The organism is Acinetobacter sp. YH12058, from assembly GCF_013419805.1.
Lineage (GTDB): Bacteria > Pseudomonadota > Gammaproteobacteria > Pseudomonadales > Moraxellaceae > Acinetobacter > Acinetobacter towneri.
The window spans coordinates 1-18013 of sequence record NZ_VOZL01000010.1; the positions used below are offsets into that span (position 1 = coordinate 1).

General features: G+C 41.3%; 19 protein-coding genes, 1 other RNA gene and 1 pseudogene. 12 read left to right on the forward strand and 9 right to left on the reverse strand.

Annotated elements, in window-relative coordinates:
* Together FTU09_RS07605 and FTU09_RS07610 are read left to right on the forward strand one after the other, a co-directional pair.
* A pseudogene (locus FTU09_RS07605) lies at nucleotides 1-616 on the forward strand (IS66 family transposase); the annotation flags it as partial.
* 50 nt (nucleotides 617-666) lie between these two features.
* Nucleotides 667-1230 (forward strand): ATP-binding protein, encoded by a 564-nt coding sequence (locus FTU09_RS07610; protein WP_180008684.1) that lies wholly within the window; start codon nucleotides 667-669, stop codon nucleotides 1228-1230.
* Here the strand turns inward: FTU09_RS07610 and FTU09_RS07615 are convergent.
* From FTU09_RS07615 to FTU09_RS07630, 4 genes are all read right to left on the reverse strand, one after another.
* Nucleotides 1221-2294 carry an AI-2E family transporter gene (locus FTU09_RS07615; protein WP_180079949.1) on the reverse strand — a complete coding sequence of 358 codons (1074 nt, stop codon included), beginning with the start codon at nucleotides 2292-2294 and terminating at the stop codon, nucleotides 1221-1223. The genes FTU09_RS07610 and FTU09_RS07615 overlap by 10 nt on opposite strands.
* 68 nt (nucleotides 2295-2362) lie before the next feature.
* Nucleotides 2363-3055 carry a VIT family protein gene (locus tag FTU09_RS07620; RefSeq protein WP_180008687.1) on the reverse strand — a complete coding sequence of 231 codons (693 nt, stop codon included), beginning with the start codon at nucleotides 3053-3055 and terminating at the stop codon, nucleotides 2363-2365.
* Nucleotides 3056-3914: 859 nt separating this feature from the next.
* Complete coding sequence (gene cueR / locus FTU09_RS07625) at nucleotides 3915-4307, reverse strand: Cu(I)-responsive transcriptional regulator (RefSeq protein ID WP_179991269.1); 393 nt, start codon at nucleotides 4305-4307, stop codon at nucleotides 3915-3917.
* Between the two features lie 58 nt (nucleotides 4308-4365).
* Nucleotides 4366-6837, reverse strand: coding sequence for a heavy metal translocating P-type ATPase (locus FTU09_RS07630; RefSeq protein ID WP_180060438.1), 2472 nt, complete (start codon nucleotides 6835-6837; stop codon nucleotides 4366-4368).
* 149 nt (nucleotides 6838-6986) lie between these two features.
* Here FTU09_RS07630 and FTU09_RS07635 point away from each other — a divergent pair, with 149 nt between their 5' ends.
* The 6 genes from FTU09_RS07635 to FTU09_RS07660 all read left to right on the forward strand — a co-directional run bounded on the left by FTU09_RS07635 (nucleotide 6987) and on the right by FTU09_RS07660 (nucleotide 11123).
* Nucleotides 6987-7181 carry a heavy-metal-associated domain-containing protein gene (locus tag FTU09_RS07635; RefSeq protein WP_004970528.1) on the forward strand — a complete coding sequence of 65 codons (195 nt, stop codon included), beginning with the start codon at nucleotides 6987-6989 and terminating at the stop codon, nucleotides 7179-7181.
* A 503-nt stretch (nucleotides 7182-7684) separates the two neighbouring features.
* The gene (locus FTU09_RS07640; RefSeq protein WP_154320486.1) at nucleotides 7685-8686 is read left to right on the forward strand and encodes a putative oxygenase MesX; all 1002 of its coding nucleotides are present in this window, start codon (nucleotides 7685-7687) and stop codon (nucleotides 8684-8686) included.
* A gap of 26 nt (nucleotides 8687-8712) precedes the next feature.
* Complete coding sequence (locus tag FTU09_RS07645) at nucleotides 8713-9741, forward strand: methionine synthase (RefSeq protein ID WP_179988915.1); 1029 nt, start codon at nucleotides 8713-8715, stop codon at nucleotides 9739-9741.
* 122 nt (nucleotides 9742-9863) lie between these two features.
* Entirely contained in the window at nucleotides 9864-10358 is a 495-nt protein-coding gene (locus FTU09_RS07650) for a flavin reductase (RefSeq protein WP_004970523.1), read from the forward strand.
* A 71-nt stretch (nucleotides 10359-10429) separates the two neighbouring features.
* Entirely contained in the window at nucleotides 10430-10720 is a 291-nt protein-coding gene (locus FTU09_RS07655; RefSeq protein ID WP_019836372.1) for a type II toxin-antitoxin system HigB family toxin, read from the forward strand.
* 1 nt (nucleotide 10721) lies between these two features.
* A complete protein-coding gene (locus tag FTU09_RS07660) occupies nucleotides 10722-11123 on the forward strand; it encodes a type II toxin-antitoxin system HigA family antitoxin (RefSeq protein ID WP_004970519.1) in 402 nt (133 codons plus the stop codon).
* A gap of 47 nt (nucleotides 11124-11170) precedes the next feature.
* Here FTU09_RS07660 and ssrS read toward each other — a convergent pair.
* From ssrS to FTU09_RS07675, 3 genes are all read right to left on the reverse strand, one after another.
* A non-coding RNA gene (ssrS, locus tag FTU09_RS07665) (6S RNA) lies at nucleotides 11171-11353 on the reverse strand.
* 110 nt (nucleotides 11354-11463) lie between these two features.
* Nucleotides 11464-11748 (reverse strand): cell division protein ZapA, encoded by a 285-nt coding sequence (locus FTU09_RS07670; RefSeq protein WP_004970518.1) that lies wholly within the window; start codon nucleotides 11746-11748, stop codon nucleotides 11464-11466.
* A 1-nt stretch (nucleotide 11749) separates the two neighbouring features.
* Nucleotides 11750-12301, reverse strand: a complete 552-nt coding sequence (locus tag FTU09_RS07675; RefSeq protein WP_154320487.1) for a hypothetical protein — start codon at nucleotides 12299-12301, stop codon at nucleotides 11750-11752.
* Between the two features lie 64 nt (nucleotides 12302-12365).
* Between FTU09_RS07675 and FTU09_RS07680 the strand changes: the two genes are divergently transcribed.
* Both FTU09_RS07680 and pepP read left to right on the forward strand, forming a co-directional pair.
* Nucleotides 12366-13004: a UPF0149 family protein gene (locus FTU09_RS07680; RefSeq protein ID WP_179990344.1), complete on the forward strand. Its 639-nt coding sequence runs from the start codon at nucleotides 12366-12368 to the stop codon at nucleotides 13002-13004.
* A gap of 94 nt (nucleotides 13005-13098) precedes the next feature.
* Nucleotides 13099-14433 carry a Xaa-Pro aminopeptidase gene (pepP, locus tag FTU09_RS07685; RefSeq protein ID WP_154320488.1) on the forward strand — a complete coding sequence of 445 codons (1335 nt, stop codon included), beginning with the start codon at nucleotides 13099-13101 and terminating at the stop codon, nucleotides 14431-14433.
* A gap of 79 nt (nucleotides 14434-14512) precedes the next feature.
* On the opposite strand, the gene FTU09_RS07690 is transcribed toward pepP, so the two are convergent.
* Together FTU09_RS07690 and FTU09_RS07695 are read right to left on the reverse strand one after the other, a co-directional pair.
* Nucleotides 14513-14806, reverse strand: a complete 294-nt coding sequence (locus tag FTU09_RS07690; RefSeq protein ID WP_004970510.1) for a type II toxin-antitoxin system RelE/ParE family toxin — start codon at nucleotides 14804-14806, stop codon at nucleotides 14513-14515.
* Nucleotides 14796-15041, reverse strand: a complete 246-nt coding sequence (locus FTU09_RS07695; protein WP_004970507.1) for a type II toxin-antitoxin system RelB/DinJ family antitoxin — start codon at nucleotides 15039-15041, stop codon at nucleotides 14796-14798. The genes FTU09_RS07690 and FTU09_RS07695 overlap by 11 nt, the downstream gene beginning before the upstream one ends.
* 372 nt (nucleotides 15042-15413) lie before the next feature.
* Between FTU09_RS07695 and ubiH the strand changes: the two genes are divergently transcribed.
* Both ubiH and FTU09_RS07705 read left to right on the forward strand, forming a co-directional pair.
* A complete protein-coding gene (gene ubiH, locus FTU09_RS07700; RefSeq protein ID WP_179991267.1) occupies nucleotides 15414-16622 on the forward strand; it encodes a 2-octaprenyl-6-methoxyphenyl hydroxylase in 1209 nt (402 codons plus the stop codon).
* Entirely contained in the window at nucleotides 16619-17869 is a 1251-nt protein-coding gene (locus FTU09_RS07705; RefSeq protein WP_154320491.1) for an FAD-dependent monooxygenase, read from the forward strand. Before ubiH ends, FTU09_RS07705 begins: the two co-directional genes overlap by 4 nt.
* Nucleotides 17870-18013 lie beyond the last annotated feature (144 nt).

Genomic DNA, 18013 nt, shown 5'->3' on the forward strand with positions numbered 1-18013 from the left:
ATGATTACAGTGGTTATAAAGCACGCTTTAAATCAGGCCAGGTCATTGAGGTGGGCTGCATGGCCCATGCACGTCGTAAATTCCATGAACTGCATGTAACTGGGAAAAGTCAGGTCGCTGAACAGGCCTTAGTGCTGATTCAGAAACTGTATGCGATAGAAGCAGAACTCAGGAAAAAGACCGATGGTACAGCAGAACATCGCCGCGAATACCGACAACAGCATAGTCAACCAGTGATGCAACAACTATATGAATGGCTCAACCAACATCATCTGACAGTGCCATCGAGTTCTCCCACCGCCAAGGCCATCAATTACACTCTGAAGCGTTGGCCAGCTTTAATCCGCTATTTGGATGATGGCAATCTACCGATTTGCAATAATTGGGTAGAGAATCAAATGCGACCTTGGGCCTTAGGGCGCAAGAACTGGCTGTTTGCTGGCTCGCTGCGCAGCGGCCAGCGAGCGGCGAATATCATGACTTTAATCCAGTCAGCAAAGCTGAATGGCTTGGATCCGTATGCCTATTTAAGTGATGTGCTGAAAAGGCTGCCGACGCATAAAGCGACCCAAATAGAAGAATTACGCCACATCGCTGGAAATCCAACTCAAATTAAAAAATAGGCATGGGGTTCAGCGGACGCTTACTGTACAACTCAGCCAATTAATGTTGCAACAGCCTCAAGTAGAGCAAGAAAAAGTACGTGCGAGCTTAAGGCAAGCAGAGCAGAGTATTTTGCGCTACGAAACGTTGTTGGAGCAGCTTTTATTACTGAGTCAAACTGAAAATCAGCAGCCGAATAAAACTGTTGTAGCAATCCCCGTTGCACCGACCTTAAAAACCGTTGTTGAGGAACTTTCACTAGGCTATCCAAACTTGGCGGTGCGGCTTGATATTGATTGGGCGCATTTGGGGCAGTTGGCTTTGCCACATGCGACTTTAGCCATTATTTTAAAAAATCTAATCGAAAATGCTTATGTTCATGCTCAAACTGAGCAACCGATACACATTTATTATCAGGATAATGCACTATGGATTTGTGATGAAGGGCAGGGGCTGGGTAATGATGACCTTGCTTTATTGACTCAGCGTTTTTGGCGTAAGTCGGCGCAGCAGCAAGGTCATGGTTTGGGCTTATCTTTGGTTAAGTTATTGCTCGAAAAGTATGGTTATCAATTAAGTTTTAGCCAGCGTTTGCCGCATGGATTACAAGTCAAAATTTACGCTTGATCTGTATCTTGCTCAACATCATCCATTAACAATAATGTAAAAGGACGCGTGCTTTCAAATTCAGCAAAAATAATCACAAATACCGAGGTTAAAGGTACAGCAAGAATAGCGCCTGAAATCCCCCATAGCGATGACCAAAGTGAGAGTGAAATCAACACCACAAAAGGAGAAAGGTTGATTTCTTTACCAATCATTTTGGGTTCGAGTACGTTGCCAACATACATTTGCGCCATGGTTAAAAGAACTGCAACGGCTAAAGTCATTTGAATCGAGCCAAATTGTACCAAGGTTAAAGTCACAGGAAAGACTACGCCTAACAAAGACCCGACATAAGGAATATAGTTAAGAATTCCAATGATCAGCGCCCAGAAGATGGCATGCTCGACTCCAAATAACCATAAAATAATGACAGAAATAGTTGCAAGAATAATATTAATGAGTGTCTTTACCGCAAGATAGTCACCAATCTTTTTATTAATATTCATAATTAAATATTTGGTGCGCTCTGCACCTTGGCTGGGGAATGCTAGACTGAGCCGAGATGAAAAGCGCCCTTTTTCTGCGATGAGAAACATTGCATAGACAATGATGAGTACTACAATACTGGTAAAGGAGCTCACTGCGCCAATCATATAACTAATAAAACTTTGCACGCTGATACGTTCAAAAATAAGCTCGCGAAGTACGCTTAAATCAAGACCTTGCGCCCAACTAAATCGCGAAGAAAAAGATTGCAGCATTTTTTCCAAATTGGCTTGATAATTGGGTGCAGAAATCAAAATTTGCTCGCCAGTAATAATTAAAATATGGCTAAATGCAAACATCGAGATAATGAATCCAATCAGCACCATTAAGCGGCGCATCCATTCAGGACTATGTTTGAGTACTGGAAGGTTCCCAAGCCAATCGGTTAAAGTTGCCAAGATATAAACCGAAATAATGGACATCAGTACAGGGAGCAAAAAACTTTGTGCAACTTTAAGTAGCCAACCAAAAAGAATAATAAATAACAGTAAATACACCGCAATGCGCAATGTGTTTTGCCAAGCCTGCTCTTGATTCATAATGGGAAGCTCCTATCAGTTTGGCAAAGAGTAAATAGTATCGAATAAAGTTTTAGTTCAATATGTGTTTAGACATTAAACAGTGACCCAATCCAGCTTGTCACGAGCATTGCTGCAATGCCCCAAAGCATAATTCGTAGGGTACTTTTATACATTGCAGCGCCAGATAAATAACCAGAAATTGCACCTAATACGCCCAAAGCTAAAACACCTACGACAACGATACCCCAATTCAGCGCATGTGTAGGAAGAAGCCAAATTGATAACATAGGCAACATCGCACCTAAAGAAAAGGCAACGGCAGATGCAAGGGCTGCTTGAATAGGTTGTGCGGCAGTTTGTTCATTAATGCCAATTTCATCGCGTGCATGTGCTTCGAGGGCATCGTGTGCGGTCAATTGTTCGGCGACCTGCGCTGCTAACTGAGGTTCTAAGCCACGATGTATATAAATGCGTGTGAGCTCTTTGAGTTCAAGTTCAGGGTTATGTTTTAATTCGTGTTTTTCCATGGCTAAGTCGGCGTGCTCAATGTCCTCTTGAGATTTGACCGATACATATTCACCTGCTGCCATTGAAATCGCACCAGAAATCCAACCCGCCAAACAAGTAATCCATAAGGTTTCGGTACTTGCACCACTTGCTGCCATTCCTGCGACCAAACTGGTCACAGAAATGATCCCATCGTTCGCACCCAATACTGCAGCACGTAACCATCCAGACCGTTCAATATAGTGTTTTTCGAGGTGGTAAGAATGTGGCATAGATCAAACTCTCTTGTTATTCAATTTTCGTTTATTGATGTGTGATATAGCATAAATCATTCTAAAAAATTTATCGTTTAAAAATGAGAGGTATTTCACAAAATAGATGAAGTCGTAATGTGGTTTTTGAGTTTGAGCTTGGAGTTTTTTATAAAATTTCCTTAAATTTCAACCTTTAAATGCCTTAAAAAATGATCAATAGCTTGTAAGATGATAAAAGAGATTGATTCAATCAGGCTTGCAAGTAAATAGGAAATATCGTGATGTCTTTTCAGAATATTGTCGTACCTGTAGTGAGCGAAGTCAGTCTAAAAACCATTCATCGGTTGGGTGCAGGGTAAAGTATGCCTAAATTATCTCGTGACTTAGTATCGCCAGACGTATTTGACTTAAAGTCATTTATTTCTCCTCGCATTAGGGGTAGATGTCGCACTTGCAGAAGTCATACGTGGACACGGTACAATTTATGATGCAGAAGTCTGTGATGCTGCGGTTCGTTTAATTAATGAAAAAGGGTATGAATTACCGCGTTAAAATATGCGTAATGAATAGTGCTAAAACTTGATTGTTGTGCAGTTTATTGGAGAGATTCTTAAAAAGTGTTAAATTTATCTCGTAAATTATATAGAATGCTCACTAATTCAAATTGTTTTTATATATAATACGCTCCCATAAAGTAACAGATATTCAAAGTTTCCCCCCACACTTCCCCAAAGTGTGATTTTTTTTATGCTATGTATTAAAAAAGATAGGGATGTAGATTTCCTAAGTCAAATTTAAGCTGACAGATACAACAATGGTTTCTAACAAGTGGATAACTGTCAGGTCTTGTTTGAATGGGGGGAGGCTTAATTCCAAATCACTTCCCCAACTCAATATCCTTCAAAATCACACAATCTGCCTGCTCATCCCCAGAGCAATGATCTGCAGAGCTTTGTAGCCAGTTCGCCATTTCCTGTAATTGCGCAATCTTCTGTTTTAAGGTTTCAATATGTTTAAGTGTGAGCTGCTTTACTTCTGCACTTTGTCGGTCAGCATTTTTCCATAAACCTAGCAATTCTTTCATTTGCTCAGAAGAGAAACCCAAATCCCGTGCATGCTTAATAAAAGACAAAGTTTTTAAATCTTGCTCAGAATAAATCCGATAACCCGAAGCAGAGCGTTTGGCGCTATCCAGCAAACCAATTTGCTCATAATAACGAATCATTTTGCTGGAAATACCCGATAGCTTAGAGGCTTGACCAATATTCATGTGACTTCTCTCATAAAAAGGGCGTAGAACAATCTTCTAAACCCTTTGTGTGTTGCATTTAAACCTGTGCTGCTTGGAAATATTTTAAGCGGAGCGCATTACCCAATACAAACACTGAAGATAATGCCATCGCGCCTGCAGCAAAAATAGGCGAGAGCAAAATACCTGCAAACGGGTATAGCACGCCTGCAGCAATTGGAATCAAGGCAATATTATAAATAAATGCCCAAAATAGATTTTGACGAATATTGCGGATGGTGGCTTTACTCAAAGCAATTGCATTGGGCACACCTTGTAAATTGCCCGACATCAATACAACTTCGGCTGCTTCAATCGCAACATCTGTACCTGTCCCAATCGCAATTCCAACATCGGCTTGTGCCAAAGCAGGGGCATCATTAATACCATCACCCACAAAAGCCACACGTCCAAATTGCTGTTGTAATTCACGTACAACATCGACCTTGCCTTCAGGTAAAACCTCGGCCACCACATGATCAATCTGTAAACGTGCAGCAATTGCCTGAGCCGTATGTCGGTTATCTCCCGTAATCATCGCCACTTTTAAACCCAGTTGATGCAACGCCGCAATAGCAGCAAAAGTCGTGTCTTTAATTGGGTCTGCAACGGCAACAATGGCTGCCAGTTGTTGATCAATCGCCATATAAATGGGTGTTTTGCCTTCTTGTCCTAAACGTGCAGCTTCTGCATTAAAAGCGCTAACATCTAGCCCAATTTGTTGCATATAACGGTCTGCACCAATCTGAATACGTTGACCATTCACCAGTGCTTCAATACCTGAACCTGTGATGCTGTCAAACTCGGTCACAGGCAGTAAACTGACTTGCTTTTCTGTTGCAGCTTGCACAATCGCCAGTGCAATGGGATGCTCAGATTTCGCTTCTACCGATGCCAAAAGTGCAAAGACCTGATCTGCATCAAAACCCGATTGCACATGAAAATCGGTTAATGTTGGTTTGCCTTCGGTGAGCGTTCCTGTTTTATCCACCGCGACCACTTTAACATCTTGCAAAAGCTGCAAAGCTTCGCCTTTACGAAACAGCACGCCCATTTCTGCGCCACGACCTGTTCCCACCATAATTGAAGTCGGTGTGGCTAAACCCATCGCACATGGGCAGGCAATAATTAGAACAGCGACTGCATTGACTAAACCAAAGGTTAGGGTAGGTTCTGGACCAAAAATAAACCACACAATAAAAGTAAGTGCAGCCAATAACATCACGGCAGGTACAAACCACATGGTCACTTTATCCACCAAGGCTTGAATAGGTAATTTAGAGCCTTGCGCTTGTTCGACCATACGAATAATTTGCGCCAACACCGAAGCTTCACCAATGGCAGTAGCACGAATATTTAGTGTGCCATTTTGGTTGATGGTACCGCCTACAACTTGATTGCCCACTTGTTTTGCCACAGGAACAGGTTCACCTGTAATCATCGATTCATCTATATAACTATGACCTTCGACTACTTCACCATCTACAGGAATACGTTCACCCGGGCGGATTTCGACAATGGTATTGGAACTGACTTCTGCCACAGGTACTTCAATGATTTGACCATCTCGATGAATACGCGCAGTTTTGGCTTGCATACCAATTAAATGCTGAATGGCTTGTGAAGTGCGACCTTTGGCTTTGGCTTCGAAATAGCGCCCTAGCAAAATTAAACTGACAATCACTGCCGCAGCTTCATAATAAACATGCACTGTGCCTTCTGGTAAAAGCTGTGGCATAAATGTCGCTACCAATGAAAAACTGTATGCAGCCAAAGTTCCCACAGCCACCAAAGAGTTCATATCAGGCGCAAAACGTAACAGCGCTGGAATCCCTTTTTGATAAAAACGACGTCCTGGTAACAGCAGCACCAATGTGGTTAAAGCAAATTGAATCAACCAACTTTGTTGTTGCCCAATATTGTGCATCACCCACATGTGAAAGGCGGGAATCATGTGTGAGCCCATTTCCAGAATAAATACAGGCAAGGCTAAAATCAGTGAAATTACTAAATCACGTTTCAGTTGTTGCTGTTCCAGATTCTTTTTATCGTGTTGTTCGTTAGAGTCGTGTTGCAGCAGTTTGGCGTCATAACCTGCTTTTTGAATCGCTCGAATCAGGTCTTGGCTAGAAACTGTGGCATTCGGTTGAATCCATGCGCGTTCAGTCGCCAAATTGACATTGGCTTGTTCTACACCAGACACTTTCTTTAAGGCTTTTTCGACACGTGCTACACACGAGGCACAGGTCATGCCATCAATAGACAGTTCTATTGGTTGAATGGCAGCTACATCAAAACCTGCACGTTGCACTGCCTTAATGAGCAGTGCACGGTCTAAAGGTTGCGATGCGTGAATCAGTGCTTTTTCTGTTGCAAGATTCACTTCAGCTTTTTCTACACCATCGACTTTTTTTAAGGCTTTTTCGACACGCCCGACACATGAGGCACAGGTCATGCCTTCTATAGACAAAGTTTCCTGATAGGGAGAGGCATTTGGGTGTTTTGCGTCCATGGTCGTCTCTATAATTTGGAGGATGTGTTTAGCATATAGATTGACACGATGGTAAGGTCAAGTAAATTTTAGCCCAAAATAGGCTTGACCTTGCCAGCATGGTAAGCTTTAAACTACAGTTCAACAAAGGCAGAAGTGTGGAGTTCGCAATGAAACTATTGATTGAAAATATGACTTGTGGCGGTTGTGCACGTGGTGTCACGGCAACCATTCAAGATGTTGATCCTGCTGCAAAAGTTGAAGTCGATTTAGCGACTAAAATTGTGACCGTGGAAAGCACTGCAACTGTAGATCAAATTACGGCTGCATTGGCAGAAGATGATTTTCCTGCACAAGTTCAATAAAACTGCATCATCTAAGAAGCTCCAATGTGTGAGCTTATCGTAAGGTCAATTGGTCAACTGACGAATTGACCTATTTTTTTGCCTGCCGATTTTTTCTCGTTGTTTTTTGATGTGACCAACTGAATACATTTTGATCACGAAGATGCTAAACCAAGCCAATCAGAAGCTGAGATTTTCTAACTTCAAGCTGAGTTTCATTCATTCAGGGCTGAAATCTACTGAATGAACTATGTGCTGTCCTCTAAAATATACTCTTCAATATTTATCGGAATAAAAATATTTTTTGGTTTTAACTTGTTGTTATTGAAATATTTATTTTAATTTTTAAATTTAAGGGATAACAGAAAAACCATCATTTTTAGATGTTTTGCTGCATATTTTAAATTAAGGTGAATAAAATTCACTTTGGACTGAGGTTAAATCATTTTTATTCACTTTGTCGTTCCAGTATAAATACCCTCATTCAGAAATTTTAACTTTTTAAATTTGGGTAGTAGATCATCATGACAAAGCCATTCACCTGTTCAATTAAACGTATTCGTTTTGACGAAAACTATGAACCTGCTAACAACACGCGTTTAACCACCAATTTTGCAAATTTGGCGCGTGGTGAAAGCCGTCAGGAAAATTTACGCAGAACTTTAGCGATGATCAATAATCGTTTTAACTCGCTGGCATCTTGCGATAACCCAAAAGGTGATCGTTATTCGCTTGAAATCGACATTATTTCTGCAGAAATTGATATTGAAGGAAATGGCAAAACTTTTCCATTCATTGAAATGCTAAAAAGTACGATCACAGATCATCAAACAAATGAACGTATTGAAGGCATGATTGGCAACAGTTTTTCATCGTATGTTCGTGATTATGATTTTAGTGTGGTCTTGCCAGCATTAGGCTGCAAAGTAAATGAAAAGCCTGAAAGTTTTGGTGATTTACATGGCAAGCTTTATCAGCATTTGGTCAGTTCAGCAGTGTTCCAAGCTGAGTTTCAAAAACAACCTGTGATTTGCCTGAGCGTATCAACCACAAAAACTTATTATCGTACGACCAATGTGCATCCTGTCTTAGGTACAGAATATAAAAATGATGAATATTCAAGAACCGATGACTATTTTGAAAAAATGGGTTTAACCGTGCGTTACTTCAAACCTGAAAATAGCAATGCACCGCTTGCGTTCTATTTTTCTGGCGATTTACTGCATGATTACACAGATTTTGAGTTGATCAGTGCCATCAGTACTATGGAAAGTTTCCAGAAAATTTATCGTCCTGAAATTTATAACACCAACTCACCTGCAGGCGAGGTCTATCAGCCAAGTTTGAATTATCAGGATTATTCATTAACCCAAGTTGTATATGACCGTGTTGAGCGAGGTCAGTTGGCAGTCAAGCAGGGCAAATGGACTGAAGAAAACTTTATCAAGCCTTATCAAGATATTCTTGAACAATGGGCTGCCAAGTTCGTGCCGCTACATGCTGCCAATCAAGAACGTGTTGCTTAACTTAAAATACAGATAGAAGATTCAAAATGGCTATTTTATTACCGACCTCAACGGCTGGCAGTTTACCTAAACCTTCGTGGCTCGCAGAACCTGAAAAGCTTTGGTCAGCTTGGAAATTAACAGGGCAAGAATTACTGGACGCAAAACAAGATGCGCTACGTCTATCACTGCATGAACAACAGCAAGCAGAGATTGATATTGTGAGTGATGGGGAGCAAACCCGTCAGCATTTTGTCACCACCTTTATTGAACACCTTGAAGGTGTCGATTTTGAAAAACGTGAAACAGTCAAAATTCGTGATCGTTATGATGCCAGTGTCCCTTCTGTGGTGGGTGCAGTTTCTAGGCAAAAACCAGTCTTTGTTGAAGATGCCAAATTCCTGCGTTCACTGACAGATCAACCCATCAAATGGGCGTTGCCTGGTCCTATGACCATGATTGATACTTTATACGATGCGCACTACAAGAGCCGTGAAAAACTGGCGTGGGAATTTGCCAAAATCCTGAATCAGGAAGCGCGTGAACTTGAAGCAGCAGGCGTGGATATCATCCAGTTTGATGAACCTGCGTTTAATGTGTTTTTTGATGAGGTGAATGACTGGGGCGTGGCAACATTAGAGCGCGCGTTAGAAGGTTTGAAATGTGAAACAGCCGTGCATATTTGCTATGGCTATGGCATTAAAGCCAATACCGATTGGAAAAAAACACTCGGCTCAGAATGGCGTCAATACGAAGCAGTTTTCCCAAAACTACAGCAGTCTAATTTGGATATTATCTCACTGGAATGTCACAACTCACGTGTTCCGATGGATTTGCTTGAACTTATCCGTGGTAAAAAGGTGATGGTGGGTGCGATTGATGTCGCAACGAATACGATTGAAACAGCCGATGAAGTTGCAGATACATTGCGCAAAGCATTGCAATTTGTCGATGCTAACAAGTTGTACCCATCGACTAACTGTGGAATGGCACCATTGAGTCGTCAGGTTGCACGAGGCAAGTTACAGGCTTTGGCTGCTGGTACGAAGATTATTCGCCAAGAATTATCTAGTTAAGCGTTCGATCAGGCGAAGTGAATTCAAGCCAAGTGAATTTAAGTTAAGTGAATCAGGGATGCTTTTTCAGGCAAAAAGCATCCTTTGAACTTTCTAAAAAAGTTGAGTGTTGGAATACGGTGATGGTTAAAGCAACAGACTTCAAAAATGCAATGTCTTTCTTATCAAGTGCAGTCAATGTAGTGACGACAATGGGAGATGCAGGACGTCATGGTTTTACTGCATCTGCGGTATGTAGCGTGACAGATACACCGCCAACATTATTGGTGTGTATGAACAAATCATCGCGTTCTCATCTCAGTTTTTTAGAGAATAAAGTGCTGTGTGTGAATGTGCTAAATGCAGAACAAGAACATCTTTCTAATGCATTTGCCTCATCAAAATTGAGTTCCGATGAGCGTTTTAAGCAGGCTGAATGGGCAGCTTTGGAAACAGGTGCTCCTATATTAAAAAATGCATTGGTCAGTTTTGATTGTGAAATTTCACAAATTCAAGAAGTGGGGACGCATACTATTTTTATTTGCCCAATTGTTGCTATTCAAAAAAATCAACAAGATCAGGCGTTGGTTTATTTTAATCGTCACTATCATCAAGTTGGTGAAACTGAGTTTGTTTAATTCGCTATAAAATATTGCAATATGCGATAATCAGTTTATACTTGATTTATAGCAAAATGCGATAAAATATTATGCATGTGATCACCCACGCTAGAATTATAGAGGCAATGCACAAGTGGCCACAGGCTGAAACAGCACTCGATGGTTGGTATCGAATTATTAAGGCAAATGATCCGAAAGACTTTGCCGAAATGAAGCAGTTATTTCCAGCAGTTGATAAAGTTGGAAAGTTTCATGTATTCGATATTGGTGGGAATAAGATTCGACTTATTGCTGTTGTGATGTATCAGGCAAAGCGTGTGTATATTCGTCATGTGTTATCCCATAAAGAATATGACAAAGGTCATTGGAAGGAGGATTAGTATGAACGCAATGATTAAACAGGCTGTAGATCACTGGCACTACGTTGCTCCTTTGCTGAGTAAACCAGAAAATGAAAAAGATTTTCATGCACTTGTCGAGGCTTTAGATGAGCTTTTAGATATTGTTGGTGATGATGAAACGCATCCTTTAATGGGGCTGATTCATCAACTCGGTGACTTGGTTTCTGTTTATGAAAATGAACACCTGCCTATTCCTCATGGAGATGGTCGTGCTGCTTTAGCTTTTTTGATGGCGCAACATGGATTAGGTCAATCTGACTTGGCAGAGGTTGCAACTCAATCTGTGATTTCGGAGATTTTAAGCGGCAAACGCCAGTTGAATATTCGTCATATTAAAGCGCTGTCTGAGCGGTTTAAGGTTTCTGCTGATACATTTTTCTAAACGATTTTATATTTTTTAGACATTTTATTTTTAGATATTTAAAAATAAATAGCTCCGAAGATGCCGCTGCATGTCGTTACCCTGAACCCGAAAAAGTTCAAGGCGGACGCGACGCATACTTGCTGGGTTTCCCATACGAGATGGGCATACGCTCTAAATATGCAGAACACAATCCTAAGATTAAAGTATCGGCAGGGATATAGACTCGCTGGCGAACACCTCAGAGTTAGAATTAGTATAACCCATCTCAGTTGCTTGGCAACTCATGTTCACGAATTAACTATAAAGATAGAGCTTGTTTGCATAGCCTTTATGCAAACTTAAGTCAAAAAAACACCACTTAAGTAAGGGCTTCAACTTCTTGCAAAATGGTGCTGAGTAAACGCTCACAATGCTCATAATGCTGCAAAGATTTATTCATAGAAAGAACCTCTTGCATCAACTCTAAAGCCACCACAATAATCAGTTTGCTCGGTTCCATATTGGGCGCTTTACGACGAAACTCATCATAGCGTTCATTCAATAATTGTGCCGCACGCTCTAAATCTTCTCTTTTTTCTTCAGTTGTGGCTAAACGGAAACTATGTCCTAAAACACGTAAATCAATTGGAATTTGAACTGACATATTAACCTTCCTCACTCACTTCGGCAGGGTGGGCAAGTTGTTGAATTTCTTGCGCATGATGATCTTGAGCTGTACCTAAAATTGCAAGACGCTGAATAATGGCTTCCACTTTGGCTTTTGCATGCTCATTTTTTTGTAACAATCTTTCACGTTCTTGTTTGAGTGTCTGAATTTCGTGCTGATTTAAACGCTGATCATTCAGCATTTTTTCTTTTAAAATGCGTAATTCATTGCGCTCAGCCAAAATTTCCTGAAAGCGGTTTTTCAAATCAGTACAGCTTTTTTCCAAACGACTGTAACGGTCTGCCAGTGCTGTCGCATCTTGATTTAACTGCTGTAATTGCGCTTGCGTGCTGCTTAATTGCTCAGTCAGATTCTCAATTTCATCTTGCTTGGCAGTAATGATGCCGTTTCTTTGAACAATTTGAGCATGATGCTGTTCCTCAGCAGTTTGCTTGGCTGTGCTGAGGGCGGCATTTTCACTTTCATAATGATTAATTCGTGTTTTTAAAACACCAATATACGCTTGTAGACGCTGTAATTCTTCTAACATATCGTGGTCGCACAGTATTGCAAACAAAGGTAATATATACGAAGTATAGAGATTGGATAAACGAATGCAAGACGATATTTCAGGTTGGTCGGAATGGTTCCGCAATTTTTCTAACATTGAAGAAATTTCAAGCCCAAGTGAGTTACATGGCTTGCTGACAGGTATAGTTTGTGTGACAAATGCACCAACCGAAACCGAATGGCAGCAGATTTTAGAAACTTTAAATGTGCCAGAATTAGAGCCAGCCGCACTCTCACTTTTAACCGATGAATCAGAAGATGTCGCACATGCCTTGTCTGAAGATGAGTTGGATCATTTGCCGTTGTTGCCAGATGATGAACATCTTTTACAAGAACGTGTGCAAGCTTTGGCGGATTGGTGTGCAGGCGTCGTGCTTGGGTTTGGTTTAGCTTCTGGGCATATTCGTTCAGATGAAATCGAACTGATTGAGCATTTACAAGATGTCGCTGCGGTTGAATTTGAAGATTCAGACAATGATGAAGAAGGCGAAGAAAGCTATCAGGAATTGTATGAATTTGTACGTTTGATTCCTGTGAGTTTATCTGTAGGACGTAAAAAAGTGCCTGTAGAAGAAAGCTCTTTATTGCAAAACTTACATGCTAAGTCGCGTCAACAAACCGTACAAACAACACAAAACGCAAGTGCTGTTGTTGAAATGTTTACGCCACACCGTCCGAGTTAATCGGGCGTTGTGTGCCTAAGTTAAGTCGGTGTAAGGTGCTTTAAGTCATTACAACAATCATATTTTCATCATTTTATATATGTAGACCGTATTTATGAAAAAACTGACTCAAGTCGAATTTAAAGAACGTCGTGATCAACTTGCAGAACTGATGGGACCCAATAGTGTCGCAATTATTGCAACCAGTCCTGTGGCAATGCGTAATCGTGATGCAGATTATAAATATCGTGCCGACAGCAGTTTTTTCTATTTAACAGGTTTTGCTGAACCTGAAGCAGTTGCGGTGATTGAAACCTATGAATCAATTGATGAAGGTTATACCTACACGTTGTTCTGCCGTGAACGTAACCGTGAAATGGAAATCTGGAATGGTTATCGCGCAGGTTTAGAAGGTGCAATTGAGCTGTTTGAGGCAGATGAGTCTTTTGCAATTGCGCAATTAGATGCAGAAATCATCGCCAAAATTGTCAATAAAGACACGTTGTACTATCGCTTGGGGCATCAGACTGAATTTGATGTACGTGTTGCGGCATGGAACCAACAAGCTGATGCACAACATCGTCAAGGCAATACTGCACCTGCCAAAATTGTTCAGTTAGATCGTTTGCTGGATGAAATGCGTTTGCATAAAACTGAGTCTGAATTGGAACTGATGCAAATTGCTTCAAATATTAGTGCAGAAGCACATACTCGTGCCATGCAAACAGTAAAAGCAGGCATGATGGAATATGAGCTAGAAGCTGAACTGAATTATATTTTTGGTAAAAATGGCTGCGTACCTGCCTATAACAGTATTGTCGGTGGTGGTGAAAATGCCTGCATTTTGCATTATGTCGAAAATGACAAAGTGCTTAAAGATGGCGATTTAGTCCTGATTGATGCAGCCTGTGAATATCAGTGCTATGCCTCAGATATTACCCGTACTTTTCCCGTGAATGGTCAATTCAGTCCAGAACAAAAAGCACTGTATAACATTGTATTGGATGCGCAAATTGCAGCAATTGAAGCTGTACAAATTGGTAACTCCTATAAAGAACCACACCATGTTGCGGTGCGTATTTTGGTGCAAGGTTTGCTTGATCTAGGCATTATGCAGGGCAATTTAGAAGAAATTATTGCTTCGGAAAGTTATCGCCAGTTTTATATGCACGGTACAGGGCATTGGTTGGGCATGGATGTGCATGATGTCGGCAGCTATAAACACGGTGAAGACTGGCGTGTTTATGAAGAAGGTATGGTGGTGACCGTTGAACCGGGTCTATACATTGCACCCGATGATGAAACGGTAGATGCTAAATGGCGTGGTATAGGTATCCGTATTGAAGATGATATTGTTGCGACTGCGAACGGGCCATTGAATCTGACTTCAAAAGTGGTGAAAACCGTAGAAGAGATTGAAGCATTGATGGCAAAAGCTAAATCTGCTTAATTGGGTCTAATCAAAGCTGGTCAAGTGATCAGCTTTTTTATTAGAAAGCGCGTGTAAATTTTGAGTATGTAAATAATTTTTAGTCTTTGATCCGCTTTTTTGCTTCATCATAAACAATGTTATCAGCACGCTTTCCAACGGTAATGAGCAAAATAACGACCTGATCATCTTTGACCTGATAAATAAGTCGGACACCCGCTTTTAATAATTTGATTTTATAGCAGCCAGCAAGATCACCTTTAAGCATGTTCTTTGGAATATGTGGCTGCTCAATGACTTTGGCTAATTTTTTCTTGAATTGGTCGCGGATAGCACTCGGAAGCTTTTCCCATTCTGCAGTGAAGTCCTTATGACGTAAAAGATTATAAGTCATCTAATGTGACTTCCTCGAACATCTCTTTAGGATCATTCATGCGTTTACGGACAAGTGCCAATAGTTCAGCATCTTCTTCTGAAAGCAACGCTTTCTGTACTGGAAGCTTTCCAGTCGTTGCCACATATTCAAGAATATTGGTAAAGAAATCGGTAGGTGAGATACCTTGTTCTTTAAGGATTGAATAAGATTTTTCTTTAAGGGCTTCATCGACCCTGAAATTAACAGTAGCCATCACTTCTCTCAGTTATTGAATGTATGGAAATATTGTAATGCAATATGCATTACAAAGATAGTTTGTATAATAACCATTATGTGAGATCATTTTTATCGTTGAGCTTATTCTAAAATCAATCATCAGCCATCAATAATACTAAGTATTGAATTTATCTTCTCTTGTGTCATACATGGCTCGGAGCAAGAAGATGAGGGACTAATAATTATAGTTTGAATTGGACATTTGCAAGAAGTCTAATCATCTTCCATAGCTTCAACACTAATTCATTATAAAAATAAATGACTTTGCGGTAAGATAAAATCCATTACAGATTATACGTATTTCGATTGAATCTTTTGAAGTCGAATACCTCATAAAAAGGATCAAGGCATGCAACAAGAAGTGATCATTGTAGGCGGTGGTATGGTCGGGCTAAGCTTAGCCTTGATGTTGGCTAAGTCAAACATTGCAGTGAAGTTGCTAGAAGCGATTCAATACCCCAATTATGACGATGCCAGCCTTGCGCCGTATCATTCCAGTTTTGATGCACGTAACAGTGCCTTGTCGCGTCGCAGCGTACAAATTTACCAAGAGCTAGGTTTATGGGATGCCTTGCAAGAACATGCTACGCCTATTTTAGAAGTTCAAATTACCGAACAAGATAGTTTTGGCAAGGCACGTTTATTGGCCGAACAAGAAAAAGTCGAAAGCTTTGGTCAGGTGATTGAAAATGCATGGTTAGGTCGAGTGTTGTTGACCGAAGTACGTAAACAACCTTTGATTGAATTGATTGATGGTGTGCAGGTCACCAGTCTTAAACAAGATGCAGATTTTGCCTATATTGAAGCGGTACGTGGTCAGGAACAATTACAGCTTGCTGCCAAACTACTGATTGCTGCCGATGGTCGTGATTCTTTCTGCCGTAAAGCCTTGGGCATTGGTGCATCGGAACATGATTATGACCAAGTAGCGATTGTGACCACAGTGCAAACCTCCAAGCCGCATGCGCATGTGGGTTTTGAGCGTTTTAGTCACTTAGGGCCTTTGGCGTTGCTGCCCCTGCCAGGTGAATATCGCCGTTCTGTGGTGTGGCCTGTGCCAAAAGGTACAGAACATGAATGGATTGGCGATGAAAATGATCAACACTTTTTAAATGCCTTGCAACAAGCCTATGGTGATCGTGCAGGGAAGTTTGAAAAAACAGGACGTCGTTTTAGTTTTCCATTGTCACAAGTTCTGGCAGAAAAACAGGCGGTTGGTCGCGTTGTACTGATGGGTAATGCAGCGCATACCATTCACCCAGTCGCAGGGCAGGGCTTTAACTTGTGTATGCGAGATGCTTACGTATTATTGCGTTATCTCACCGAACAGGCGGCACAGTCAGCAGATTTAGGCGATGCTGCAATGCTGCGTGACTATGAACAATCGCGTTTGAAAGATCAACAGCGAGTCATTAAATTCTGTGACAGCGTGGTACGTGGATTTAGCAATCAAAACCCAATCCTGAAATTTATGCGTAATACAGGCTTAGTCGCGTTTGATACCATTCCAGGCATTAAACCTTTGGTCGCCAATTATGCCATGGGGTTAAAAGCATGATCACAGCAAATCAACAAACGCAAGTGTTAGATGTCGTCATTATTGGTGGCGGCTTGGTGGGAGGCTTAACTGCACTTTTATTGGCACAAGGGGGTGTGCAGGCTACAGTTTTAGATGCCGCACCTATTTTAGATGCAGAGAAAACCCTTGCAGTTGCCAATCCGCGTGTATTGGCTTTAAGTCAGGCCACCATCCACCTGTTAAAAACAGTCAATGTCTGGTCTAAACTGGCGCGACATATGCCGTATAGCGGCATGCAGGTTTGGAATAAAAATGGCTATGGCGAAATTAACTTTGGGGCAAGTAACGAACGTACACCCGCTATTGAGCAGGCTCTGGGTTCAATGGTCGAGCCAAGCATTTTAAATCTAGCGATTCAGCAGCAAATGTTGCAACAAGTGCAAGATTATCGAACGCAAGTCAAAGTGACCCGTTTAGAGCGTGGTGTTGGCGTTTGGCACATTTATTTGGCCGATGGTACACAATTACAGACTAAGCTAGTCATTGGCGCAGATGGTGCTAACTCCTTTGTGCGCGAACAAGCCTTTATTGATTTTGATGTGTTGGATTATCGTCAGGCAGGTCTAACCTGTGCAATTCGTACTGCGCAGCCGCATCAGCATGTTGCACGTCAAATTTTCTTAGAAACTGGTCCTTTGGCCTATTTACCGATGGCAAGTTTACACGCCGAGCAGGAAGGGCATTGGCAGTCGATTGTTTGGACTTTGCCTGATGACTATGCCGAAGAATATGCCAAACTGAATGATGACGACTTTACCCAACTTTTGACTCGTGAAAGTCATCACATGCTTGGGGAAGTCTTAGAGGCAACCCCACGTGCTATTTTCCCACTGAAAGCACGTGCAGCGCAGCGTTATGTGCAAGATGGTTTGGCACTTATTGGTGATGCCGCGCATGTAATTCATCCGCTTGCAGGGCAGGGCGTGAATATTGGTTGTCTGGATGCAGCCGTACTGTGCGATGTGTTGTTGCATGATTTCAAACGTGGTGTTTGGGCGCATGAGCAAACTTTAAAGCGTTACGAGCATCGTCGTAAAGGACAAAATGATGCCATGATGCATAGTATGTCTGCGATTGGCTGGATGGAAACCACCACTTTATTCCCTGTGGTGTGGGCACGTAACTTTGGTTTAAAACAGGTGGAGCAGCTGCCTGCGTTAAAAGATGCCTTTATGTCACAAGCCAGTGGATTAAGCCTGCTTAAAGACACACGCTACGCGGTTTAAAGCAAAACAGTCGTTTTTTGTACGGTCATACATACCTGATTACGAATTTGGTTAAAAAAGATACGTTTTTTTTAATCTAGACTCTATGCGAAAGGCCAAGAGATTGCTAAATTTCATCGTAATTCATAACCAGTTTTCACTTGG